The sequence below is a fragment of the Bradyrhizobium sp. SZCCHNS2022 genome (genome assembly GCF_032377575.1).
Classification (GTDB): Bacteria; Pseudomonadota; Alphaproteobacteria; order Rhizobiales; family Xanthobacteraceae; genus Bradyrhizobium; species Bradyrhizobium aeschynomenes.
The window spans coordinates 1,100,446-1,120,718 of record NZ_JAUHHZ010000001.1 but is presented as its reverse complement, the minus strand read 5'-3'; the positions used below and the strand labels follow the sequence as shown (position 1 = coordinate 1,120,718).

Sequence of the window (20,273 nt, the reverse complement as noted above, 5' to 3'; positions counted from 1 at the left end):
GCGCGAGGGGTCATCCAGATGAAACATCCGTCCAATCGCGAGCTCTTCGCCTATTGGAACGACAGGCGCGGCCACGCCAAGGCGCCGGAGCGCTGCGACTTCGAGCCGTCGGCCGTGCGCGAGCTGCTCGGCGACATCTTCGTCCTGTCCTGCGATGCCGACAGCGGCTTTCCGTTCCGCATGGCCGGCACGCGGCTGTGCGCCCTGCTCGGCGGCGACGTCAAGGACAAGAGCTTTCCGGCGCAGTTCACGCACCAGAGCCGCCGCGAGATCGAGGAGATCGCGACGGTGGTCTGCGAGGAGACGCTGCCGGCGATCGCCGGCGTGACGGCGCTGGCGCCGGATCGCACCACGGCCCATTTCGAACTGCTGCTGCTGCCGTTCGCCCCACGCGCGCACGAGCCGATCAGCCTCACCGGCCTGCTCGCCCCGTTCGAGGCGCCGCAAGGTGCGCTCGGGCCGCTCGAGATGGTCTCCTGGCGCTACATCCATCCTCCCGTCGAGCCGATCGTGCCGCGCACGCTGCGCAAGCTGGCGCTGGCCCGCGGCCTGATGGTGTATGAGGGCCTCCGCTGAAGCTCCTCTAGCCCGTATCAGCGCAGCGACATGCCGGTTCGCCGAAACGGCGCTTCACGATGGCCACAAGATCGTCCGGACTCTCACGACGAGCTCTCTTGAACCGGCATGTCGCCGCGCTGATGCGGGCAACGCCATTGCGGTCGTATCGGCCGGAACTGCCCACAAAGCCGCGAACAACATGAACGCCCGCGGTGCTGCGATAACGCTGAATTAACCGTGCAGCATTTAGTTTCGTTGCTGGATCCGCCGGTCAGCTAAGAACCGGCTTTGAGTGGCGAAACATGGCGTTGCCGAACAAAAAACAATCCCTTCCGGCCGCCGAGGAGCGCCGCCGTTTCCAGCGGGTCAAGGTCCACCTGCTCGGCCGCTACATGCTGCCCGACCGGCGTGAGTTTCCGTGCCAGGTGATCAACATGTCGCCCGGCGGCCTTGCGCTGCTGGCACCGGGCATCGGCAATGTCGGCGACCGCGTGATCGCCTATCTCGACCATATCGGCCGCGTCGAGGGCAAGATCACCCGCATCATCGACAACGGCTTCGCGATGACGATCGGCGCCACCGCGCGCAAGCGCGACAAGCTCGCCGCACAGCTGACCTGGCTCGCCAACCGCGACATCCTCAATTTGCCGGAGGATCGCCGCCACGACCGTATCATTCCGCGCAACCCGATCGCGGTGCTCACGCTCGAGGACGGCACCAAGATGACGTGCCGCATCATCGACATGTCGCTGTCGGGCGCGGCCATCGCGGCGGAAAGCAAGCCGCCACTGAAATCCCTGGTCATGCTCGGCCGCGTGCAGGCGCGCGTGGTGCGAAATCTCGAAGGCGGCTTCGCCATCGAGTTCATGCACGCGCAGCTCGCCGAAACGCTCGAAGAGAGCGTTACCGCGCGGTAAAGCCGCAAGTCCTGCAAATCCCGCAACTTCACGGAGTGCACGGCGTCCGCCACCGCGGGCGCCGTGTGGCGTTCGGCCATCGCACGCGGTGCTCAGCGCAGTTAATTCGCCGTCCGAAAAGCGCCGGCCAAGCTGCAACGGCAGCGTTTTGCGTCTTAATGCACGGCATTTGAATCAAGCGCGATCGATTCAAATTTTAGGCAAATTCGATTCAACAGATCTTCGAATTATCGTCTTGTTTGAATTGGGTTTTCGTCAAATCCATCGTGGCGATTTAGCGGCAGCGAAAAATCTTTGTGAGACACATGGTCCCAACAAAACGGGGGCCAAAATGGTCAAGCGGACGGGACAGGCAAAAGGGTTGGCGGTGGTCGCCTTCCTGATGGCGATGGGGACGATGGCGCATGCCGGTGATGACCGGGTGCTCTATGCGAGCCTCGGCGACACCACGCGGGCCCCGATCGGCTGGATCGAGTTCTGCACCGAGACCCCTGTGGAATGCCGCGGCGGCGCGTCGCAGCCCCGCGACATCGTGCTGTCCCAGACGGCGTGGCGGGACCTGATAAAGGTCAATCGCTGGGTCAATGAGAACGTCAAGCCGATCACCGACATGGACCATTGGGGCGTGGTCGAGAAATGGTCGCTGCCGTCGGACGGCTATGGCGACTGCGAGGATTACGTGCTGTTGAAGCGCAAGCTGCTGATCGATGCCGGCTGGCCCCGCGAGGCGCTGCTGATCACGGTGGTGCGCGACAAGAAGGGTGAAGGACATGCCGTCCTCACCGTGAAGACCGACAAGGGCGAATACGTGCTCGACAATCAGAACGAGAGCGTCGTCGCCTGGACCGACACCGGCTACCGCTTCGTCAAGCGGCAGTCGCAGAGCGACCCGAACGTCTGGGTCTCGCTCGGCGACGCCCGCCCGGCAGTGGCCACCGCCAGCGCCCGAGAGCGCTAAGGAGCGCCCGAGAGCGCTGAACCTAGAGCCAGAGACATTCGAGTTACGCGACCCGGTCACATCCCCACCCCTCCCCGTCCCAGACCGGTTCGCGCGCGGCCAGCTCTCCCCCAAGGGCTGGCCGCAACTTTTTTTGGCCTTGCTTTGACGATACCCCGCAGGCAAGGCGCGGCGGTTGCCGGCCAACCTTGTTTTCCCTCGACCGTCGGGTTTAGGTTGTCGGCATGATGATGATCCTGCGAAGCGCGACGCTTCTGGCCGCGGCCCTGACCCTGGCGAATTGCTGCATGTCGGGCACCGGCTGCTCGGGTCCGATGGCCTCGGCCAATCCGCCGGCGGCGACCCCGGCGATGGCTGCCGCCCCCGCCATGGCGGGACCGCAGACGGCTGCGGCGGCCGATTGGGACGGACGCGTCGCCACCTCCGAGTCCGACACCGAGATGGTGATGGAGCCCGATATCGGCGGCCCCGCGCGCAAGGGCGGCAAGCGCCGCGGCGACCAACGTGTGGACGTGATGTCCTCGCAGTCCAGCTCCGGCGCTCGCGGCCGGATGAGCTGGGAGGAGGAACAGGCAGCCGACCTCGCCGACGAGGCGCGCCTCAAGCAGAAGCTCAACATCTGCCGGAACTGCAACGCGACCCAATAAGTCCCTGACGCCTCTGGCTCAGGGCCGCCGCTCAAGGTCCGATAATACCGTCACACCGTCGCCTGCCGAACCGCAGTTTTCGGCCTTGCACGCCTCTCTTTTGTCCGATTTGCTAATAGAGTCTTGCGGCCGGGACCCGGGCGCGGAGGTCTTGCGTTGTCTGCGCGGGGCCCCGTCCCGACGATATGACTTTTCCGCCGCTGCATTTTCGAGCGGCTTCCGAAGCTTTTTTCCGATTCAAGGTGGTTTCGTGATGAACCCGGTGACGCGCGACACCAGACGCTATGTCGAAAAGTCCAACGTCGGCGCCGTCAAGAGCTCACAGCCGATCGCGCTGGCAGCGGCAACTCTCCTGGTGCTGGTCGCCGGCATCGGCGGCATCATGCTGTGGCGCGCCTATGGTGGATCACCGGGCGAGGCCGAGCGCGGGGCGGTGACGCGGCAGTTGCAGGCCAGGACGGTGCAGGCCTCCGAGCAGTTGGTGGAAAAGACCAAGGGCCTGGAAGCCACCCAGCAGGAATCGATCGATCAGCTGCAGATGATGCAGGAGCAGTTGCAGAGCATGCGCCGCCTGCTCGCCGCCCAGCAGGCCGACACCAAACGGCTGTCCGATCAGGTCTCGACCCTGAAGGACTCCATCGATGGCCTGCGCCAGTCCTTCGCCAGCACGCAATCCTCCGAGCAGGCCGCGCCGCCGCCGCGCAATCGCAGCATCCGTTCGCGCGCCCATGCGAGCCGCAACGGTCATCGACATCGCCGCAACCGCAGCTAATTCGACCCACCTATCCTGCCTGTACGAATCCTGCCGAATTTTCCCGGGGCCTTGTGAAGTGCTTCACACAGCAGGCTGCGGAATCGGGCCATCTTGAGGTCACCGGATGGCGAGCCAATTTCAGGATGGCGCAGGGCCAATTTCAATATCCGGGGCTGGCAAGGTCGTTGGCGCCATACTGCGCCGACGGCCTTGTTCTTTGTAGTTGTCCCCGATCGCAGCATCTTCACGGACCCGCGTTGCCGGACCTTAGCGCTCTCCGGCTGGTGACTTGCTTTTGAGCGCCACTTCTCTGCTCAATGCGCGCCTCACCGTTCGGGAGGAGCCCGCATGTCCGTCGAAGCTGAACCGACATCCGATGTCATCGGATTGACCAAAGTCGCCCCGTTCTCACGCCGCGGCTTCATGACCGCGTCCGCCGCCGTGACGGCCGGCTACACGCTCGCCGCCGGCCCCGTCCGGGCCGAGGTCATCACCACCGACACGAGCGGCCTCAATGCCGGCGATGCCAAGGTGAAGGTCGCCGACGGCGAGATGCCGGCCTATTTCGCCAGGCCCGCCAGCGCCAGCAATCCGCCCGTCGTGCTGGTGGCGATGGAGATATTCGGCCTGCATCAATACATCAAGGACGTGACGCGGCGCCTCGCCAAGCTCGGCGCGTTCGCCGTCGCCCCCGACTACTACTTCCGCAAGGGGGCGGACCTCACCAAAATGGCCGAGATCAAGGATCTGCTGCCGATCGTCAACGCCAAGCCCGACGCGGAGCTGCTGTCGGATCTCGATGCAACGGTGGCCTGGGCCAAGTCGCAGGGCGGCGACACCTCGCGTCTCGGCATCGTCGGCTTCTGCCGCGGCGGCCGCAATGTGTGGGAATACGCGGCACACAATGGCGGGCTGAAGGCCGGCGTGGCATTCTACGGCCCGCTGACCGATCCGCCCAATCCGGTCTGGCCGAAGAGCCCGACGCAGCTTGCGCCGGAGATGAAGGCCCCGGTGCTCGGACTCTACGGCGAGGCCGACACCGGCATTCCCGTCACCAGCGTCGAGGCGATGAAGACCGCGCTCGCGGAGAACAAGAAGACCGCCGAGTTCAAGATCTATCCCGGCGCGCCGCACGGCTTTCATGCCGACTACCGCCCGAGCTATCGCAAGGACGCCGCCGAGGACGCCTGGGCGCAGATGCAGGCATGGTTCAGGGGGTATGGCGTACTGAGCTGACGACGCACATTTTCCCACCGCGTGGAAGGCACGAAGCATCGAGCGAAGCCCGGATGCGCGAAGCGGCATCCGGGTTCATCGTCGCACGTCATGCGAGCCCGGATATCGCTTCGCTCATCCGGGGTATCGGCAGCGTCCCGGACGACGAGGATGCGCCGGGGATCAGCGCCGCCGGCGCACTCTTGCCGGTTGGCGGGCGCCCTGCTCGAGCTCCCAGGCCATCCAGACCAGCGCGGCACCGAGACTGACGACGATGCCCATGAAGAGGAAGGTGAGTTCAGGGGATGTGAGTGAATTCATCATGCCTGGATCCCTGCAAGCGTTGCGCCAGCTCTTTCTCCATTGCCGGCGTTCATCGCACCGGCAAGAAATCGTGACGAGATATCGTTAAGGCGAAGTGACTGGCAACGCAGCACCCCGCCCGCGGGTTCACCCGTTCATTCGCAGACTTCGATCGGACGAAGGCGCCAGCCGTGCGCTGTCCGCACGCGTTTCTTGACGACATAGCAGCCGCCGAGATCCTCATAAGTGTAGGGGTAGTAGTACGGATAGCCGCCGTAGTAGGCGGGATAGCCGAAGCCAAAACCGAGCGCGAAGCCCGGACCGAAGCCATGATGGAATCCGCCATGATGGAATCCGCCGCCATGAAAGCCGCCCGGCCCGCGCGCCGAAGCCGAGCCGGGAAGCACCATCAGCGCGACAGCGCCGCCCACCAGCAATCCCATGATCTTCTCGCGCATCGATCCGTCTCCAAATTCCGCAGGCCAGGTTGAGCCGCTGCAATGATGTCCGTCATTGCAACGCCAACTCTTAAAGCCTGATTTGGAACAGCTCGCGGGCAGATGCGCTCACTTCTGCGCGATCTGATGTCTGCGCATCACATCGCCGGACCACGGCAATACTCAGCAACCTCTGCAGATGCTCTTGACCTTCCGATCGACGGTCCGGTTCTCCCGCTGAATCTCGGCGTCCTCCGTCGCATCGCCGGCCCGGTTCGGTCCGGTCGCAGCAGTGCCGCCGGCGGCGCCGCGCCCGGTGCCGGTGGTCGTGCCCGCATTGCCGGACCCGGAGCCGCCGACGCCCGAGCCGGTCGATTGCGCCGTCCCGAGACTATTGGTGCCGTTGGCACCCGGCGTGCCCGGTTGCGACAGGCGCGCGCCATTGCCGACGCCGTTCGGATCGACCTGCGCGTTGCCCAGGCCGGCGGCATTTCCCGTGGAAAGACCGCTCGTGCTGCCCGCGCCGGTGCCCGCTGCTCCCGCAGCGCTGCCTGCATTGGAAGCGCCGACGCTGCCGCCGGTCGCTCCGCTCCCGGTGCCGCTGGTCGCGGCGCCACCACCTGCAGCGCCGCCGCCTGCTCCGCCAGCACCGCCTCCGCCGCCTTGCGCGAACACGGCGGTCGCGGTGCCGAGCCCGGCAATCACGATCAATGTGCCGACTGAAAATCTGGCCATCGAATGCTCTCCCTTTACATCTCAACCCGACCGGCGAGAGCGTGTTCCGGAACGAATGGGGAGCGGAGAGGATTGATGAGCCGAGGAGACCAAGGGTTCGTGCGCAAACTGATCGCCTTCGACCAGGACACGTTCGACAAGCTCAAGCAGCTCGGCCGCGATCAGATGCTGAGCCTGCAGGATCTCGCCGACGAGGCGTTCATGGACCTGCTCGAAAAGCACGGTGTGCCGGCCGACTTGAAGGACGCACTGCGCAGGAGTGCAGTTGAGAACGGCGATGGCCCGGGCACGCCAAGCGATGGCGCCAAGCCGAGGACCAGGGTCAAGACCAGGCCGAGAAAGAGGAGCAAGACGTCAGCATGAGCACCGACCCCGATCCGTTCGAGCAGGGCGAGCGCGCGGCGCGCGACAACATTCCGGCCGAGGCCAATCCCTATCAGGACGGCAGCGAACAGCATGCGTTGTGGGCGAGCGGCCACGAGCGGATCGCCAGTGCGCGCGAGGCCGGCGAGTCCGAGGGCACGTGACATCGGGCACGTGACATCGGCGTGACCAGCCGCTCGCGCGCTCGGGCGCCTCAGCCGATTTTCTTCAGCCCCTTGGTATAGCGCGGTCCCTTGGCGACGTAGGCCTTGGCCGCGATGCCCATGCGCTCGACCTGCGCCGGCTCGAGCGTGCGCACGACACGGGCGGGCGCGCCGACGATCAGCGAATACTCCGGAAAGTCCTTGCCTTCGGTGACGATGGCGCCGGCGCCGACGACGCTGCCGCGGCGGATGTGCGCGCCGTTCATGACGATCGAGCCCATGCCGATCAGCGCGTCGTCCTCGACGGTGCAGCCGTGCAGGATCACGTTGTGGCCGACCGTGACGTTGCGACCGACACGCAGCGGGAAGCCGGGATCGACGTGACAGGTGGCATTGTCCTGGACGTTGGAGCCTTCGCCAATCTCGATCCAGTCATTGTCGCCGCGAATGACCGCGCCGAACCAGACGGTGACCTCCCTGGCGAGCTTCACACGGCCGATCACGGTCGCATTGTCGGCGATATAGTAGTTGCCGTCCGCAGGCAGCTCGGGCCCCCGCCCGTCGAGTTCGTAGATGGCCATCGAGGTCTCCCGTTCGCAGGTGACCTTGGCACAGCCCGCCGAATAATTTCAAGCAACCGGGCAGCAGCACGGCCCGGATGTGGAACTCAGGTCAGCACGCCGGCGGCGCGCAGCGTCATCACGACGAACGTGCCGGACATCATGCTCCAGAAGCCGGCGATCACGGTGGCCAGCATCACGAACTCGAAGCGGCGGCGCTCGATCCGGGCGCCGCGCAGCGTGTTGCGCATGATGATGAAGGGGGCGGCGAACACCAGGAACGGCACGGCCGCAAAACGGCGCGGCGTCACGCCCTCCTGCAACAGCTCGAACCCGGGCGGACGCTCGGCGTAGGCCTGATAGCCGCTGGCCAGAGCGCCGGCCAAGGCGAAACCGATCAGGAGCGAGAACAGCGAATTGAACGCCTCTGCCGACATCGTACGCACCCACACACTTGCAGAACTGCCCGATGCTGGTTTGGCAAAATCCCGAGGCGCCCGCCACATTATCCTTAAGAAAGGGTTAATCGAGCCTGCGGCAAAAGCGCAGCGCTGTGCCGGTAAGATCCTGCAGAAAAGCGTATCGACGTGGCATAGTCGCAGTGATTCGGCCCAGAGATCCCCTGCCCGCCATGACGATGTTTTCGGTCCGCAGTGCCCGCCCTTCGAACGGACATGGCCATGCCGTGCCGATCATGATCGGCTGCATGCTGGCGGCCGCTGCCGTGGCGGTCGTAGCCTACCTGCTATGGCCGACGTGGCGAGCCGGCACCTTCAAGGGACCGGAGCGCCTGCCGGTGAGCATCGGCGGCACCATCTTCAACGTACCGGCGGCGGCCATCAGGGTGAAGATCCAGCGCCATACTGGCCCGCAGGAACGGGTCGATCTCGGCTTTGACTATCCCTCGCTGACCCCGCCCGAGGCGCCACACCATGTCAGCGCCGATCAGATCGATCAGGCACCGCATCCGATCGACCGCATCTTCGTCTCGATCTCGGCGCATCACGATGCGCTTTCGCCGGAGGCGCGGCTGAAGACGATCTATCCGCGCTATCTGAACCCTGCGCCGGTCTCGGTGCAGGACGGATTGACGATGCGCGGCTTCCGCGCCGGCACGCCCTACGATGTCGAGGACCTGTTCGCAGCCGAGCAGCCCGCATTGGTGGCGCGCTGCACCCGCGATGCGTCCACGCCCGGCATGTGCCTCAGCGAGCGCCGCATCGACGGCGCGGACCTCGTGTTTCGCTTCCCGCGCAGCTGGCTGTCGCAATGGCAGGACGTCGCGGCCGCGATGGAGCGGCTGACGGCGCAGATGCATGCGGTGAAGTAGTCGTTGATGGTGGCCCGGATGAGCGCAGCGACATCCGGGTCCTCCGACACGGCGCGTGTGAACCCGCATGTCGCTTCGCTCATGCGGGCGACGCTTGTTACTCACCATTCAGCTCATGAGCACGGCACGTGAGCGTCGGCAGATGACGCCGACACGTTGGCGCAGTGCTCGTGAATGCGCCCTCTCCCCTTGCGAGAGGAAGGCATGGAGGACAGAGCCGCAAACGCGCTTGGGTGAGGGGTATCTCTCGACGAACATCACTCGCGGAGAGAGACCCCTCCCCCAAGCGAGCATGCTGATCGCCCGGCATGGCCCTCTCCCACAACAAGGGGAGAAGGCGCATTCACTGGCACCGCGCCTCCAGTTGTACTTGCGCGGCGCCCAATGCCGATTGCGCAAATGCTGGGCTACTTACCTACTCGACCAGGTCGTCTTCCAGGATCGCCATCTGGAACTGGAACGAGCGATCGTCGTCCTCGTCGTCGACGAACAGAACGCCGATGAACTCCTCGCCGATATAGACCTCGGCGGAGTCCTCCTTCTTCGGCCGCGGCACGACGCGGATCTTGGGATTGCCGAACACGCGCTTCAGATACGCGTCGAGCTTCCTGACTTCCTGAACGTCCACGGGTGATCTCCAATCAAAGCGGGTTTGCTTGTTGTCCAGGGACGTGACGCAGCGCACGCCCGTGACCTCGAAGCTTGTTAGTTCATCCCGTCGATCCCGGCACGGACGCCGGCGTCATCGAACGGACCTGAAAGGGACGACGTGGATCTCACATTCAGTCCGCCGCGGCAATGGCGGATCGTCAGATCCACAGACCGCCGATGTGTTCGCACGAAATCCAGTGATTGAAAAGCTCTTGACTCGGAGATTGCGCGCGTCGCGGCTCAGATGCCGATTGCGTTGATCATCTGGTCCATGGTGCGCGACGGCTCGGCGCAACCCGCCTCGCCGACGATCTTCGCCGGCACGCCGGCGACGGTAACGTTGTTAGGTACCGGCTTGACGACCACCGATCCCGCCGCGATGCGCGCGCAGTGACCGACCTCGATATTGCCGAGCACCTTGGCGCCGGCGCCGATCAGCACGCCGTGGCGAATCTTCGGATGACGGTCCTCGTTCTCCTTGCCGGTGCCGCCGAGCGTCACGCCGTGCAGGATCGAGACGTTGTCCTCGATGATCGCCGTCTCGCCGCAGACGAAGCCGGTGGCGTGATCGAGGAAGATGCCGCGGCCGATGCGCGCCGCCGGATTGATGTCGGTCTGGAACACGGCGGAGGAGCGGCTCTGCAGGTAGAAGGCAAAGTCCTTGCGGCTCTTGCGATACAGCCAGTTCGCGAGTCGATGGGTCTGCAGCGCGTGGAAACCCTTGAAGTACAGCAAGGGATCGATGAAGCGCGAGGTCGCGGGATCGCGGTCGTAGACGGCGACGAGATCGGCGCGGAAGGCGTGGCCGAGATCCGGCTCGTCGCGCAGCGCATCATCGAAGGTCTGGCGGATCAGGTCGCCGGACAGCGCGGAATGATCGAGACGGTCGGCGACGCGATGCACGACCGAATCTTCCAGCCGGCTGTGATGCAGCACCGTCGAATAGATGAACGTGGCAAGCTCGGGCTCGCGCCGGACGATCTCTTCGGCTTCGTGACGGATCCGGTCCCAGATCGGGTCGAGCGTCGCCAGCTTTCCGCTCTGGGGATGGGTCTGATGCATGGCCATGGCTGCGTCTCGCGGAGTTCAGTGGGCAGGCAATATAGCACGGCGCGTGGATTGATGTCCTCCGCGCGCCCGCGCTCGGTCATCGTTCTGTTCCAGCCAGCCTCTCTCCCAGAGAGCACGGGATTGAGACATTTCCGTTACGCGCAGGTCTAAGCCGCGTTCCCGCTCGGGCGCGGCGTCGGCTCAAGGTGGTCAGCGGGAACCGGAAATCAAGGCTGCACCCATGGGGAAACAAACCTGCACCCCCCTCGGAAAACCCGCTCTGAGGCAAAAAGGAACCACCCGGGAACAGAAACCGGACCGTCCCCCGCGCGATCACGGGGCCGCTTTACCATCCATCAGCCTGCGTCTATTGGTAAATATGGCCCTGACCATGTTTTGGCCATGGTGCTCCGAACCGGGGGACGCAGGCATCAGTAACACTCAGATCCTGGACGAACGCGCAGCCGAGGCCGGATCGGCCTGGCTCCCCGTCATCGTCATCCCGCTCTTCCTGGTCGCGCCGGCGCTGTGGAACGGCTATCCGCTGCTGCAGTGGGACACTGGCGGCTATCTCGCGCGCTGGTACGAAGGCTATCTGGTGCCGAGCCGCTCCACGGTGTTCGGCCTCTATCTGCATTGGGGCGAGGGCTCCAGCTTCTGGCTCAATCTCGGCCTGCAGGCGCTGGCAACCCTGTGGATCCTGCAACTGACCTTGCGCGTGCTCGGGCTCAACCAGCCGCTGCGCCTGCTGTGGATGGGCCTGCTGCTGATCCTGACCACTGCCCTGCCCTGGCTCGCCAGCATGCTGCTGACCGACATCTTCGCCGGCCTGTCGGTGCTGGCGCTGTTCATCCTGGTGACGCAGGCGCGCCGGATCTCCGCAATGGAGACAATCGCGCTGTTCGGCTTCGTCGCCTTCGCCTCGGCCACCCACAGCGCCACGCTCGGCGTCCTGTTCGGCCTGTGCTGCGCGGGCTGGATGGCCTATCCATGGCTGCGTCGGCAGATCGCACTCTCGGGCCTGGTCCAGGCCAGCCTGACCATCGTCGCAGGCGCCGCGATGCTGCTCGCCGCGAACTTCGCCCTGTCCGGCCAGCTGGCGTGGACACCGGGCGGCACCGGCGTCGCCTTCGGCCGCATGCTGCAGGACGGCATCGTCGCGCAATATCTGAAGGATCATTGCGGGCGCGAAAAGCTCAAGCTCTGCCCCTATCGCAACGAGCTGCCGCCCACGGCCGACGACTTCCTGTGGGGCAACAGCATGTTCAACAAGCTCGGCCGCTTCGAGGGCATGAACGAGGAGATGGGCTTCATCGTCAAGCGATCGCTGGCCGCCTATCCGCTGTGGCAGGCCAAGGCGGCGGCGGTCGCCACCGCCGAGCAGCTCATGCATGTGGCGACCGGTGAAGGCACCAGCGGCTGGGTGCCGCACACCTACGGCATCATCGAGCGCTACATCCCGGCGCAGGTCCGTCAGATGCGCGCGGCGCATCAGCAGCATTGGGAGATCAATTTCGCGGTCGTGAACTGGCTGCACGTGCCGGTCGCGCTCGGCTCGATGCTCGCGGCTGCGGCGATCGCCGCGCATGCGATCTGGCGCCGACGGCGCGACGACGTCGCTCTGCTCGCAACGACGGTGACGCTCGCTCTGCTCGGCAACGCCGTCATTTGCGGCGTCATCTCCGGCCCGCACGACCGCTACGGCGCGCGGCTGGTGTGGATCGCGACGTTTGCGGTGCTGATCGCCGTCGCCCGCTGGCTGAGTGGCGAGCGAACCGACGGAACGGCGGAGGCTCTCCCGTAGCCCGCATGAGCGACAGCCGGCGCCGCGAGGCGTCGGCGAAAGCGACATGCGGGGTCACACGAGCTGCGTCGGAGACCCCGGGGTCGCTTCGCTCGCCCGGGCTACGCGGTCACCGCCTGGCGAGGAAATCGATTACGCCTGCCTTGTAGACCTTGTCGCCAACGGCACGCATGTGGTCGCGGTTGGGAATGTCGAGCACCTCGGCGCCAGGAATCAGCGCACCGAGTGCGGGGCCGGAGCCCGACACCTCGTCCGTCGTACCGACCGCGACCAGCACCGGCACCGCGATGCGGCCGACCTCCTCGCGCGACAGCAGGCCACGCGAGCCCCGCATGCAGGCCGCGAGCGCGAGACGATCCGAGCGGGTCTGGTCCGCGAAGGCGCGAAACGTCTTGCCGACGGGATCGGTGACGTCATCGATCGACGGCGCCTCGAGCGCAGCCGCGACGTTCTCGCCGGGACCGCCGCCCTCGATCATCGCCATGCCGATGCCGCCGAAGATCGCCGAGCGCAAGCGCTCCGGCGTGGTCAGCGCGATATGAGCCGCGATGCGGCCACCGAGCGAGTAGCCCATCACATCGGCGCTCGCGAGGCCCAGATGGTCCATCAGCGCGGTGACGTCGCTCGCCATCTCGGGAAGCGCATATTGCGCCGGATCGTACGGCTTGGCCGACTCGCCATGGCCGCGATTGTCGAGCGCGATGACCCGGCGGCCGGCCTTGCGCAGCTCGGTCACCCAGCCCGGGTAGATCCAGTTGACATTCTTGGTCGAGGCGAAGCCGTGGACGAGCACGATCGGATCGCCCTCGCCTTCGTCGATGAAGGCAATGTCGACGGCGCCGTTGGAAAAGCTCGGCATGAGCAGGAGTCCCGGAAATTCTGGAGTGACGACGATGCGACGAAGTCTAGCCGCAGGGCGTCGCCGCGGCCAGATCGGTGCTGGCGGCCGCGGCCTGCATGCGTCGCAGACGGCGCCGCTTGCCGCGATCGATCACGCCCTGCGTCGCACGCTCTGTCATGGATTTGAGCGATGCGACGAACCCGAGCAGGCTCATCAGGGCGCTGAACAGCCAGAGCGCCAGATTGAACGCGCCGGCGGTGAGCAGCAGCGCGCCGCGGCCGAGCAGCTTGAGAATCGCGCGGGTCTGGCCGCCTTTGGCTTCAGCGAGCCGTGCGGCGCGGGCAATGTCCTTCGGCCCCTCGGCGAGCTTGAGCGAATCGAGCGCGCCGCGCGTGCCGGCCTTCTCGGTGATGCGGCCGACGTCCTTGCCCAGGCGCACCAATGCGCCGGCCTTCTCGGCCCGGAACGCGGCGCGGATCGCGGTCGCGGTTTCGCCCGGCCGCAACACCGAGCCGGTTGCGACCGCCTGCTGCAGCATCGGCGCATCGACGACCTCGCGCGCCGAGCGTCCGGCCCAGGCCGCAAGCCCCTCGCCGAGCCGGCCGACCTTGCGGGCATCCTTGACCAGGGTCAGCCCAGCCCGCACCGGCGCGGCGCCGCCCGCCGACACATAAGTTGCCGCGGTGACGGCGAGCCCGGCGGCGGCGAGGCCGAGCACGAGACGATCGGTCTCCTCGCCCATCACCAGATGCTTGCCTTCACGCACGGCGTCGCGAATGTCGCCGAACACGAACAGGTCGCCAGCGACGGTGCCGGACAGGCTCGCGACGTCGTCGGCCTGGCCGGTGACGAGACCGGTGGCAAAGCGCTTCGCCACGCTCGCCGGCGCCTTCTCGGCGGCCGCGGCATCGCTCACCCGCTGCACCTGCGTGGCATCCAGCGCGACCTGGTGCTCGCGCGCCAGCGCAATGAAGCTCTCGGCGAGCTCCGGATCACCGGCGGCGAGCGCCTCGTCGATGTCACGGGCGATCCGCGCCGGATCGGTCCGCAGCACGGCGGCGACCTGCAGCTCCGACAGCCGGGCCGGATCATCGGCGGCCGCGATCACGGTGCCGGCGTGCCAGGCATGGGGCCACAGCGCAGCGCCGATTGCGGCGCTGACGGCAAGGCCGGCCGCGGCCAGGCTGAGCCTCCATTTGATTCGCATCGAGATCACGCCGCCTTCACGTTTTCGCGCATCGAGCCGTCCCAAGACATAGGATATCCCGCCCGGGACACAACGGCCCCGACGAAAGAAGGGCTTCTCGGCGCGGGCGGCTTTGTGTCGAATCCACACGCGTAAAAATATCGGCGTGCGTCGCGCCCGACGAGGTTCCCAACCCGAGGAATTGGCCTTATGGCTCAGCATGGTGCGCCGCCGTTCTCGTGACGGCAAGGTGCCTCGTTGCTGTCACGTCGGCCGCTTCCCGTGCTGAATGTCGCTCTGATCCGATCTGCTCTTCTTGCCACTCGAGGTGATACCGATGGCCGATAACATCGTCCCGCATTTCCACAACGACGCCGGTGTTCCGGTGATCGAGATCGGCTCGCATGAGTTCATGTGCGTGGGCGCCAATCCGCCGTTCGACCATCCGCACGTCTTCCTCGATCTCGGCAACGACAAAGAGATCATCTGCCCGTACTGCTCGACGCTGTACCGCTACGCGCCGGACCTTGCCGCGGGCGAGGCACGGCCGCCGGAATGCGTGCTGAAGGACGTCGCCTGATCGGCCTGTCGTGGCACTGCGGACCGTCCATGTTGCGGGAGCCGGGATCGGCGGCCTGACCGCGGCGCTCGCGCTGGCGACGAAGGGCTTTCGCGTCGTCGTGCTGGAGAAGGCCGAGCGACTGGAAGAGGTCGGCGCCGGCTTGCAGCTGTCGCCCAATGCCAGCCGCGTCCTGATCGATCTCGGGCTCAAGCCGCGGCTTACCGCGCGCGCGGTGGTGCCGGAGGCGGTCTCCATCATGAGCGCGCGCGCTGGCGGCGAGATCGCGCGGCTGCCATTGGGGGCGGCTGCGAGCGAGGCGGCCGGCGCGCCCTATTGGGTGATCCACCGCGCCGATCTGCAGGCGGCATTGGCGGCCGAGGCGATGGCGCATCCGGACATCGAGCTGCAGCTCGGCTGCCAGTTCGAGGACGTCGCCGCTCACGCCAAGGGCCTCACCGTGGTGCATCGCCGCGGCAATGAGCGCCGCCAGGATGTGGCGCTGGCGCTGATCGGCGCCGACGGCGTGTGGTCGGCGGTGCGCCATCATCTCTTCCCGCAAGCGCGCGCCGAGTTCTCCGGACTGATCGCCTGGCGCGGCACGCTCGACGCCCGGCAATTGCCGCGCGACTACACCAGCGCGCGGGTGCAGTTGTGGATGGGACCTGATGCGCATCTCGTCGCCTATCCGATCTCCGCCGGCCGTCAGGTCAATGTCGTCGCCGTGGTGCCGGGGACCTGGAACCGGCCGGGCTGGAGCACCGAGGGCGATGCCAACGAGCTGAAGGCCGCCTTCGGCCCGCCGCGCTGGCCGGCAGCGGCGCGGCTGTTGCTGAACGCCGTCGATGGCTGGCGCAAATGGGCCCTGTTCGCGGTGCCCGAGGGCATCGAATGGACGCAAGGCAACGTCGCCCTGCTGGGTGATGCCGCGCACGCGATGCTGCCGTTCGCAGCGCAGGGCGCGGGCATGGCGATCGAGGACGCGGCGGTGCTGGCGAAATGCCTGAGCGAGGCCCGGCCCGACGGGCTCGCCGCCGTCGAAGGCGCGCTGAAGCAGTATGCCAGGCTGCGCCGGCCCCGCGTCCGCCGGGTGCAACGCACCGCGCGCAGCCAGGGCCGCATCTACCACTTGAGCGGGCCGCTGGCGCTGGCCCGCGACATCGGCATCAAGGCGCTTGGCCCGCAGCGCCTGTCGGCCCGGCAGGACTGGATCTACGACTGGCGATTGTGAGGCGCGAGGGTCAGTAGACCGAACCGTCCCGCGGCAAGGTCGACGGCCCGCCGGAGGCCATCGGCCGTGCGTTGCGCCCGGGCTTGACCGGCTTGCCGCCCTTGGCAGCGACGGGCGCCGGCGGCGTCTCCACGCATTTGTTGCGCCGCCAGGCCTCCTCGGCGAACTGCGACTGGCCGCGGACGGCGACATAGTCGTTGCGATAGGCGACCTCGGCCACCAGCGCGCCGCCGGTCCCGGTCTCGGCCTTGGTCATCAGCCCCTGCAGCTCGGCGGTGCGTGCGGCGAGCGCCTTGCGCTCGGCTTCGAGCTGCTTGCAGTCGTAGAGCTCGTATTTGGCTGGATCGGCGAATGCGGTCGACATGCTGTCGCTCATGCCCGCGCAGCCCGCGAGCAGCGGGCCGAGGGCGCAGAGCCCTGCGGCGAGCGCGAGGCGTCGGAAGGTCGGGCGATGGCAAAGCGTGGTCATGCAGCCTCGATAGGTCAGCCGTCTTAAAACATCGTCTCGATCGCAGGCGCGGGCTGAGCGCGCGCGCCGTCCATGAATCGTTTTCGCGTGGCCAGTCCGTGCCTTACAACGGCCGCCTCGTCCAGTCCTTGCATCTGTCGGAGTCGATCTGTCGGGTCACTTCAGCTCGGACGCACTCTCAAAGCAGCTGGTGACGGCCGGATTGAGGCTTTACCAAGGCAACCTTGCTGGCCTAAGCAGAGGGTCAACCGAAGAACCTCGCACAAGCTCGTTCCGTATCGAAGGATCATGCGCTAGGTCTTTGACTCCAAAAGCGGACGTGGCGGAATCGGTAGACGCAAGGGACTTAAAATCCCTCGATGGCAACGTCGTGTGGGTTCGAGCCCCACCGTCCGCACCAGCGTCAGCACGCGGGCGCGCCTACGCCGCCTGCGCGCGCACCATCAGCTCTGCCATCGTGGTCGATGTGAAGCTTGGCCGTGCCTCCAGGCGCTCGATCCAGGCGACGAGGTTCGGCAGGCCAGATGTCAGCTCCGCCCATTCCGGCGTGAGCGACAGGAAACTCGCCTGCGGACCGGCCTGGAGGTCGGCAAGCGACAGCTGGCCGCCTGCCATGAACGGCTGCTCCCCGAGCAGCCGGGACAGCTCCGCAATGACCGTTCTCGCCTGCGGCATCGCCCGGGCGATCGCGGCTTCGTCGGTCGACGTGCCAAAGAACCGCGGCCCGACGATGCGCTGGAATATGATGACGTTGCAGACGCCCTGAAACAGGTACCAGTCGCTGATGTTCATCACCTGGTCCATCCGCGCCGCCTGCCGCACGTCATCCGGCGTCAGCGGCGGCTCCGGCAACACGCGGTCGAGGTAACGCAGGATCGCCTGGGTCTCGTAGAGCACGAATCCATCATGCGACAGCGCCGGCACGCGGCCGAACGGATGCCGTTCGAGATGGGTGGAAGATCTCGAGTCGCCCGGCGCCAGCGCGGCCAGCTGATACGGCGCGCCCTTCTCCTCCAGCGTGGCCAGCACGCTGCGGCCGAACGGGCTCCCCGGCACCGAATGGACGACGAACTCGGACATGCGTTTCTCCCCCGCTGACGATGACTCGTTCACGATGATCGTTCACGACGATGATGAGTGGAGCTCAGCCTCGGCGACGTAGCGCTGCAGCAGGCCCGGCCAGCCGCCGTCGACGTCGCGGCGCATGGATGCGCCGGCTTCTTCACCCATGGTCTCGAACTTGTGGTGCAACAGCTCGATGCGCGTCGTCTCGGCACCTTCGGCGAAGAATCGCACGTCGACCTCCGAGCGCATCGCCGCATCCGGCTTCCACTGCGCATTGATCTGCCAAAGCATCACGAAACGATGCGGCGGCTCCCAGAGGGTAACGGTCGCGACCACCGTCTGCGTCCCGTCCTCGGCAATCTCGAGCCACCGGCCGCCCAGCTTGGGCTCCAGCAGCACCTTCGCAATCGGCTTGCGGCCGACCCCATGCGTGTGCGGCCACCACCGCGTCAGCCCGCCGGTGAACACCGCAAAGGCATGATCGAGGGGCGCCCTGACCTGGACCCGCTTGTCGACCGGGGCAATCACGCCGCGCTCACTCATTCCCGTCCCTCGTCCCCTTGGTCTGCCGATGCGTGCGCTCGGCTTCGACCTTGAAAGCAAGCAGCGCGTCATCCCAGAAACTGTCGAGCCAGCCGCGCAGCTCGGCCAAGCCCTCCCGGCGCAGCGAGTAGATGCGCCGCACGCCCTCGCGGCGCTCTTCGACCAGGCCTGCGTCCTTCAGCACCTTGAGGTGCTGCGACACCGCCGGCCGCGACACCGTCATCCCCTCGGCAATCGCATGCACGGGACATGGCCCGCCGCGCAGGCGCTCGAACACCTGCCGCCGCGTCGGATCCCCCAGGACCGCGAGTGCCGTTTCGTAAGCCATGACTTACCGTAAGTTGGCATTGACGGAGTCGTCAAGAGGTTTCGGGGCAGTGTCTGCGACCGCCAGTTGCAGCAGGAAACCCGCCATTAACCAAACCGCGAGCAAGTTGATCGCGGGCCGCCGCCACACCGCCGTGGTGACGCCGGACGCGCGGGGCAGCCCGCTACGAATCGAGAGACACGATGCTGGGATTCCGCAGCCGGAAGACTGATCACCTGGACGCCTCGCCTGCGTTCGACGACGCCGCAAACGAGACGTTCCAGGATGCACTGGCACGATGCCTCGACGATTGGGCCGCCGGCCGGCTCAACCGCGACATGGCCGATGTCGACGCCGCCGCGCTACGCGCGAAGCTCAAGCCGCAGCTGATCGAGGCGATTCACCGCCTCGGCAACGCGCTCGCAACGCGTGCGTCGCAGGATCTCGATTCCATCGTCGACCTCTGCATCAACAGCAACGAAGCCTCGATCAGCGCGGCGCGCCTGATCGGCGCGTCGAACAGTCAATCGGAGCGCTGCCAGGGTCTCGCCTCGGCCTCGGTCGAGATGCAGGCGTCGGTGCAGACCATCAGCGCAACGTCGACCGCTGCGGCGGGCGAGGCAGCGGCGACGCGACGCGCCGTCGAGGACAGCGTCACCGCGGTACGCGGCACGCTGCAGACCATGAACGGCATCGCGAGCTCCGTGCGCGACACCTCGGCCAAGATCGCCGACCTCAGCGCGGCCTCGGCGGAGATCGGCTCCATCGTCGGCACCATCGACGCGATCGCCAACCAGACCAACCTGCTGGCGCTGAACGCCACCATCGAGGCGGCACGCGCCGGCGAGTTCGGCAAGGGCTTCGCCGTCGTCGCCGCGGAGGTGAAGAACCTGTCGCAGCAGACGACCAAGGCGACCGAGGACATCAAGGGCCGCATCGAGCGGCTGCAGGCGGAGATGAGCGGCATCGTCGAGGCCATGGCGGGCGGCGCCAAGGCGGTCGAGATCGGCATGACCGAGATGACCAACCTGGCGCAGACCATCGACCAGGCCGGCGCGCGCACCGCCACGGTCAGCGCCAAGATGGACGAGATCTCGGGCATTCTCGCTGAGCAGAGCGCGGCGACCGACGAGGTCGCGCAGGGCATCACCATCATCGCAGATCTTGCGACCGCCAACGCCAACGAGGTGATGTCGCTCGCGGACACCATGGGCAAGACCGACGCCAAGGTCGGCAAAATGCTGGGCGAGATCGCCAAGCTCACGCTTGACAATCAGGTGGTGCGGCTCGCCAAGGCCGACCACGTGATCTGGAAGAAGCGGCTGGTCGACATGTCGGTGGGGCGGCTGCAACTCCGTGCCGACGAGCTATCAGACCATCACAATTGCCGGCTCGGCAAATGGTACTATGGCGAAGGCGGTCAGCGCCTCGCCGGCGATGCCGCGTTCCGCCACCTCGAACGCCCCCACGAGGCGGTGCACCGCCACGGCAAGGAGGCCGCCCGCTTGTTCAGCGCGGGGCGCATCGACGAAGCGCTGGGCGAGATCAGCAAGGTCGAGGTGGCCTCGAGCGAGGTGCTGGCGGCACTCGATCAGATCAAGGATTAACCGCGCAACGCCGCTCCGT

At 66.5% G+C, this 20,273-nt stretch carries 26 protein-coding genes and 1 tRNA gene; 14 read left to right on the top strand and 13 right to left on the bottom strand.

Going from position 1 to position 20,273, the window contains the following annotated elements:
• Nucleotides 1-18 precede the first annotated feature (18 nt).
• The 6 genes from QXZ94_RS04955 to QXZ94_RS04930 all read left to right on the top strand — a co-directional run bounded on the left by QXZ94_RS04955 (nt 19) and on the right by QXZ94_RS04930 (nt 5,070).
• Nucleotides 19-576, top strand: a complete 558-nt coding sequence (locus QXZ94_RS04955; RefSeq protein ID WP_172130913.1) for a PAS domain-containing protein — start codon at nt 19-21, stop codon at nt 574-576.
• A 284-nt stretch (nt 577-860) separates the two neighbouring features.
• Nucleotides 861-1,475 (top strand): PilZ domain-containing protein, encoded by a 615-nt coding sequence (locus QXZ94_RS04950; RefSeq protein ID WP_172107890.1) that lies wholly within the window; start codon nt 861-863, stop codon nt 1,473-1,475.
• A gap of 331 nt (nt 1,476-1,806) precedes the next feature.
• Nucleotides 1,807-2,433 (top strand): transglutaminase-like cysteine peptidase, encoded by a 627-nt coding sequence (locus QXZ94_RS04945; protein ID WP_315719489.1) that lies wholly within the window; start codon nt 1,807-1,809, stop codon nt 2,431-2,433.
• 224 nt (nt 2,434-2,657) lie between these two features.
• Entirely contained in the window at nt 2,658-3,080 is a 423-nt protein-coding gene (locus QXZ94_RS04940; RefSeq protein WP_246739381.1) for a hypothetical protein, read from the top strand.
• A 253-nt stretch (nt 3,081-3,333) separates the two neighbouring features.
• Nucleotides 3,334-3,852 (top strand): hypothetical protein, encoded by a 519-nt coding sequence (locus tag QXZ94_RS04935; protein ID WP_315719488.1) that lies wholly within the window; start codon nt 3,334-3,336, stop codon nt 3,850-3,852.
• Nucleotides 3,853-4,182: 330 nt separating this feature from the next.
• Entirely contained in the window at nt 4,183-5,070 is an 888-nt protein-coding gene (locus tag QXZ94_RS04930) for a dienelactone hydrolase family protein (RefSeq protein ID WP_409998728.1), read from the top strand.
• Nucleotides 5,071-5,232: 162 nt separating this feature from the next.
• Here the strand turns inward: QXZ94_RS04930 and QXZ94_RS04925 are convergent, their stop codons facing one another.
• The 3 genes from QXZ94_RS04925 to QXZ94_RS04915 form a co-directional block, all read right to left on the bottom strand.
• Nucleotides 5,233-5,373, bottom strand: a complete 141-nt coding sequence (locus QXZ94_RS04925; protein ID WP_172115385.1) for a hypothetical protein — start codon at nt 5,371-5,373, stop codon at nt 5,233-5,235.
• A gap of 134 nt (nt 5,374-5,507) precedes the next feature.
• Nucleotides 5,508-5,810 (bottom strand): hypothetical protein, encoded by a 303-nt coding sequence (locus tag QXZ94_RS04920; RefSeq protein WP_315719487.1) that lies wholly within the window; start codon nt 5,808-5,810, stop codon nt 5,508-5,510.
• 162 nt (nt 5,811-5,972) lie between these two features.
• The gene (locus QXZ94_RS04915; RefSeq protein WP_315719486.1) at nt 5,973-6,524 is read right to left on the bottom strand and encodes a hypothetical protein; all 552 of its coding nucleotides are present in this window, start codon (nt 6,522-6,524) and stop codon (nt 5,973-5,975) included.
• Nucleotides 6,525-6,599: 75 nt separating this feature from the next.
• Here QXZ94_RS04915 and QXZ94_RS04910 point away from each other — a divergent pair, with 75 nt between their 5' ends.
• Both QXZ94_RS04910 and QXZ94_RS04905 read left to right on the top strand, forming a co-directional pair.
• On the top strand, nt 6,600-6,887 hold the full coding sequence (locus QXZ94_RS04910) for a hypothetical protein (RefSeq protein WP_315719485.1): 288 nt from the start codon (nt 6,600-6,602) through the stop codon (nt 6,885-6,887).
• The gene (locus QXZ94_RS04905) at nt 6,884-7,051 is read left to right on the top strand and encodes a hypothetical protein (RefSeq protein ID WP_315719484.1); all 168 of its coding nucleotides are present in this window, start codon (nt 6,884-6,886) and stop codon (nt 7,049-7,051) included. Before QXZ94_RS04910 ends, QXZ94_RS04905 begins: the two co-directional genes overlap by 4 nt.
• Nucleotides 7,052-7,101: 50 nt before the next feature.
• Here QXZ94_RS04905 and QXZ94_RS04900 read toward each other — a convergent pair whose 3' ends face one another.
• On the bottom strand, nt 7,102-7,632 hold the full coding sequence (locus tag QXZ94_RS04900; RefSeq protein WP_315719483.1) for a gamma carbonic anhydrase family protein: 531 nt from the start codon (nt 7,630-7,632) through the stop codon (nt 7,102-7,104).
• 86 nt (nt 7,633-7,718) lie between these two features.
• The gene (locus QXZ94_RS04895) at nt 7,719-8,048 is read right to left on the bottom strand and encodes a DUF6949 family protein (RefSeq protein WP_172115419.1); all 330 of its coding nucleotides are present in this window, start codon (nt 8,046-8,048) and stop codon (nt 7,719-7,721) included.
• A gap of 194 nt (nt 8,049-8,242) precedes the next feature.
• On the opposite strand from QXZ94_RS04895, the gene QXZ94_RS04890 reads away from it, so the two are divergent.
• Entirely contained in the window at nt 8,243-8,941 is a 699-nt protein-coding gene (locus QXZ94_RS04890) for a hypothetical protein (RefSeq protein ID WP_315719482.1), read from the top strand.
• Between the two features lie 415 nt (nt 8,942-9,356).
• Here QXZ94_RS04890 and QXZ94_RS04885 read toward each other — a convergent pair whose 3' ends face one another.
• Complete coding sequence (locus QXZ94_RS04885; protein ID WP_006611186.1) at nt 9,357-9,569, bottom strand: DUF3126 family protein; 213 nt, start codon at nt 9,567-9,569, stop codon at nt 9,357-9,359.
• 263 nt (nt 9,570-9,832) lie between these two features.
• Complete coding sequence (gene cysE / locus QXZ94_RS04880; protein WP_315719481.1) at nt 9,833-10,660, bottom strand: serine O-acetyltransferase; 828 nt, start codon at nt 10,658-10,660, stop codon at nt 9,833-9,835.
• Between the two features lie 373 nt (nt 10,661-11,033).
• Between cysE and QXZ94_RS04875 the strand changes: the two genes are divergently transcribed.
• Nucleotides 11,034-12,446: a hypothetical protein gene (locus QXZ94_RS04875; RefSeq protein WP_315719480.1), complete on the top strand. Its 1,413-nt coding sequence runs from the start codon at nt 11,034-11,036 to the stop codon at nt 12,444-12,446.
• Nucleotides 12,447-12,555: 109 nt separating this feature from the next.
• Here QXZ94_RS04875 and QXZ94_RS04870 read toward each other — a convergent pair whose 3' ends face one another.
• Both QXZ94_RS04870 and QXZ94_RS04865 read right to left on the bottom strand, forming a co-directional pair.
• Nucleotides 12,556-13,305, bottom strand: coding sequence for an alpha/beta hydrolase (locus QXZ94_RS04870; protein WP_315719479.1), 750 nt, complete (start codon nt 13,303-13,305; stop codon nt 12,556-12,558).
• A 46-nt stretch (nt 13,306-13,351) separates the two neighbouring features.
• On the bottom strand, nt 13,352-14,494 hold the full coding sequence (locus QXZ94_RS04865; protein ID WP_315726100.1) for a hypothetical protein: 1,143 nt from the start codon (nt 14,492-14,494) through the stop codon (nt 13,352-13,354).
• A gap of 316 nt (nt 14,495-14,810) precedes the next feature.
• Between QXZ94_RS04865 and QXZ94_RS04860 the strand changes: the two genes are divergently transcribed.
• Both QXZ94_RS04860 and QXZ94_RS04855 read left to right on the top strand, forming a co-directional pair.
• Nucleotides 14,811-15,053: a zinc-finger domain-containing protein gene (locus tag QXZ94_RS04860; RefSeq protein WP_006611181.1), complete on the top strand. Its 243-nt coding sequence runs from the start codon at nt 14,811-14,813 to the stop codon at nt 15,051-15,053.
• 10 nt (nt 15,054-15,063) lie between these two features.
• The gene (locus QXZ94_RS04855; protein WP_315719478.1) at nt 15,064-16,263 is read left to right on the top strand and encodes an FAD-dependent monooxygenase; all 1,200 of its coding nucleotides are present in this window, start codon (nt 15,064-15,066) and stop codon (nt 16,261-16,263) included.
• A 10-nt stretch (nt 16,264-16,273) separates the two neighbouring features.
• On the opposite strand, the gene QXZ94_RS04850 is transcribed toward QXZ94_RS04855, so the two are convergent.
• Nucleotides 16,274-16,732 (bottom strand): hypothetical protein, encoded by a 459-nt coding sequence (locus QXZ94_RS04850; protein ID WP_315719477.1) that lies wholly within the window; start codon nt 16,730-16,732, stop codon nt 16,274-16,276.
• Between the two features lie 313 nt (nt 16,733-17,045).
• On the opposite strand from QXZ94_RS04850, the gene QXZ94_RS04845 reads away from it, so the two are divergent.
• Nucleotides 17,046-17,132: transfer RNA gene (locus QXZ94_RS04845), tRNA-Leu, on the top strand.
• Between the two features lie 20 nt (nt 17,133-17,152).
• Here QXZ94_RS04845 and QXZ94_RS04840 read toward each other — a convergent pair.
• Genes QXZ94_RS04840 through QXZ94_RS04830 form a run of 3 tightly spaced genes read right to left on the bottom strand, consistent with a single transcriptional unit; the run spans nt 17,153 to nt 18,668 of the window.
• Nucleotides 17,153-17,812, bottom strand: a complete 660-nt coding sequence (locus QXZ94_RS04840) for a glutathione S-transferase family protein (RefSeq protein WP_315719476.1) — start codon at nt 17,810-17,812, stop codon at nt 17,153-17,155.
• 42 nt (nt 17,813-17,854) lie between these two features.
• Nucleotides 17,855-18,340, bottom strand: coding sequence for an SRPBCC family protein (locus QXZ94_RS04835; RefSeq protein WP_315719475.1), 486 nt, complete (start codon nt 18,338-18,340; stop codon nt 17,855-17,857).
• A complete protein-coding gene (locus QXZ94_RS04830) occupies nt 18,333-18,668 on the bottom strand; it encodes a metalloregulator ArsR/SmtB family transcription factor (protein WP_315719474.1) in 336 nt (111 codons plus the stop codon). The genes QXZ94_RS04835 and QXZ94_RS04830 overlap by 8 nt, the downstream gene beginning before the upstream one ends.
• Before the next feature lie 182 nt (nt 18,669-18,850).
• Between QXZ94_RS04830 and QXZ94_RS04825 the strand changes: the two genes are divergently transcribed.
• Complete coding sequence (locus QXZ94_RS04825; RefSeq protein ID WP_315719472.1) at nt 18,851-20,254, top strand: methyl-accepting chemotaxis protein; 1,404 nt, start codon at nt 18,851-18,853, stop codon at nt 20,252-20,254.
• Nucleotides 20,255-20,273 lie beyond the last annotated feature (19 nt).

Bases quoted from the DNA above. Each gene is read 5' to 3' on its own strand.
- QXZ94_RS04825 (WP_315719472.1), top strand. From the start codon at position 18,851: ATGCTGGGATTCCGCAGCCGGAAGACTGATCACCTGGACGCCTCGCCT.
- QXZ94_RS04920 (WP_315719487.1), bottom strand. From the start codon at position 5,810: ATGCGCGAGAAGATCATGGGATTGCTGGTGGGCGGCGCTGTCGCGCTG.
- cysE (WP_315719481.1), bottom strand. From the start codon at position 10,660: ATGGCCATGCATCAGACCCATCCCCAGAGCGGAAAGCTGGCGACGCTC.
- QXZ94_RS04860 (WP_006611181.1), top strand. From the start codon at position 14,811: ATGGCCGATAACATCGTCCCGCATTTCCACAACGACGCCGGTGTTCCG.
- QXZ94_RS04935 (WP_315719488.1), top strand. From the start codon at position 3,334: ATGAACCCGGTGACGCGCGACACCAGACGCTATGTCGAAAAGTCCAAC.
- QXZ94_RS04950 (WP_172107890.1), top strand. From the start codon at position 861: ATGGCGTTGCCGAACAAAAAACAATCCCTTCCGGCCGCCGAGGAGCGC.
- QXZ94_RS04870 (WP_315719479.1), bottom strand. From the start codon at position 13,305: ATGCCGAGCTTTTCCAACGGCGCCGTCGACATTGCCTTCATCGACGAA.
- QXZ94_RS04940 (WP_246739381.1), top strand. From the start codon at position 2,658: ATGATGATGATCCTGCGAAGCGCGACGCTTCTGGCCGCGGCCCTGACC.
- QXZ94_RS04830 (WP_315719474.1), bottom strand. From the start codon at position 18,668: ATGGCTTACGAAACGGCACTCGCGGTCCTGGGGGATCCGACGCGGCGG.
- QXZ94_RS04915 (WP_315719486.1), bottom strand. From the start codon at position 6,524: ATGGCCAGATTTTCAGTCGGCACATTGATCGTGATTGCCGGGCTCGGC.
- QXZ94_RS04850 (WP_315719477.1), bottom strand. From the start codon at position 16,732: ATGACCACGCTTTGCCATCGCCCGACCTTCCGACGCCTCGCGCTCGCC.
- QXZ94_RS04865 (WP_315726100.1), bottom strand. From the start codon at position 14,494: ATGCGAATCAAATGGAGGCTCAGCCTGGCCGCGGCCGGCCTTGCCGTC.
- QXZ94_RS04840 (WP_315719476.1), bottom strand. From the start codon at position 17,812: ATGTCCGAGTTCGTCGTCCATTCGGTGCCGGGGAGCCCGTTCGGCCGC.
- QXZ94_RS04895 (WP_172115419.1), bottom strand. From the start codon at position 8,048: ATGTCGGCAGAGGCGTTCAATTCGCTGTTCTCGCTCCTGATCGGTTTC.
- QXZ94_RS04835 (WP_315719475.1), bottom strand. From the start codon at position 18,340: ATGAGTGAGCGCGGCGTGATTGCCCCGGTCGACAAGCGGGTCCAGGTC.
- QXZ94_RS04930 (WP_409998728.1), top strand. From the start codon at position 4,183: ATGTCCGTCGAAGCTGAACCGACATCCGATGTCATCGGATTGACCAAA.
- QXZ94_RS04945 (WP_315719489.1), top strand. From the start codon at position 1,807: ATGGTCAAGCGGACGGGACAGGCAAAAGGGTTGGCGGTGGTCGCCTTC.
- QXZ94_RS04910 (WP_315719485.1), top strand. From the start codon at position 6,600: ATGAGCCGAGGAGACCAAGGGTTCGTGCGCAAACTGATCGCCTTCGAC.
- QXZ94_RS04955 (WP_172130913.1), top strand. From the start codon at position 19: ATGAAACATCCGTCCAATCGCGAGCTCTTCGCCTATTGGAACGACAGG.
- QXZ94_RS04900 (WP_315719483.1), bottom strand. From the start codon at position 7,632: ATGGCCATCTACGAACTCGACGGGCGGGGGCCCGAGCTGCCTGCGGAC.
- QXZ94_RS04875 (WP_315719480.1), top strand. From the start codon at position 11,034: ATGTTTTGGCCATGGTGCTCCGAACCGGGGGACGCAGGCATCAGTAAC.
- QXZ94_RS04905 (WP_315719484.1), top strand. From the start codon at position 6,884: ATGAGCACCGACCCCGATCCGTTCGAGCAGGGCGAGCGCGCGGCGCGC.
- QXZ94_RS04925 (WP_172115385.1), bottom strand. From the start codon at position 5,373: ATGATGAATTCACTCACATCCCCTGAACTCACCTTCCTCTTCATGGGC.
- QXZ94_RS04890 (WP_315719482.1), top strand. From the start codon at position 8,243: ATGACGATGTTTTCGGTCCGCAGTGCCCGCCCTTCGAACGGACATGGC.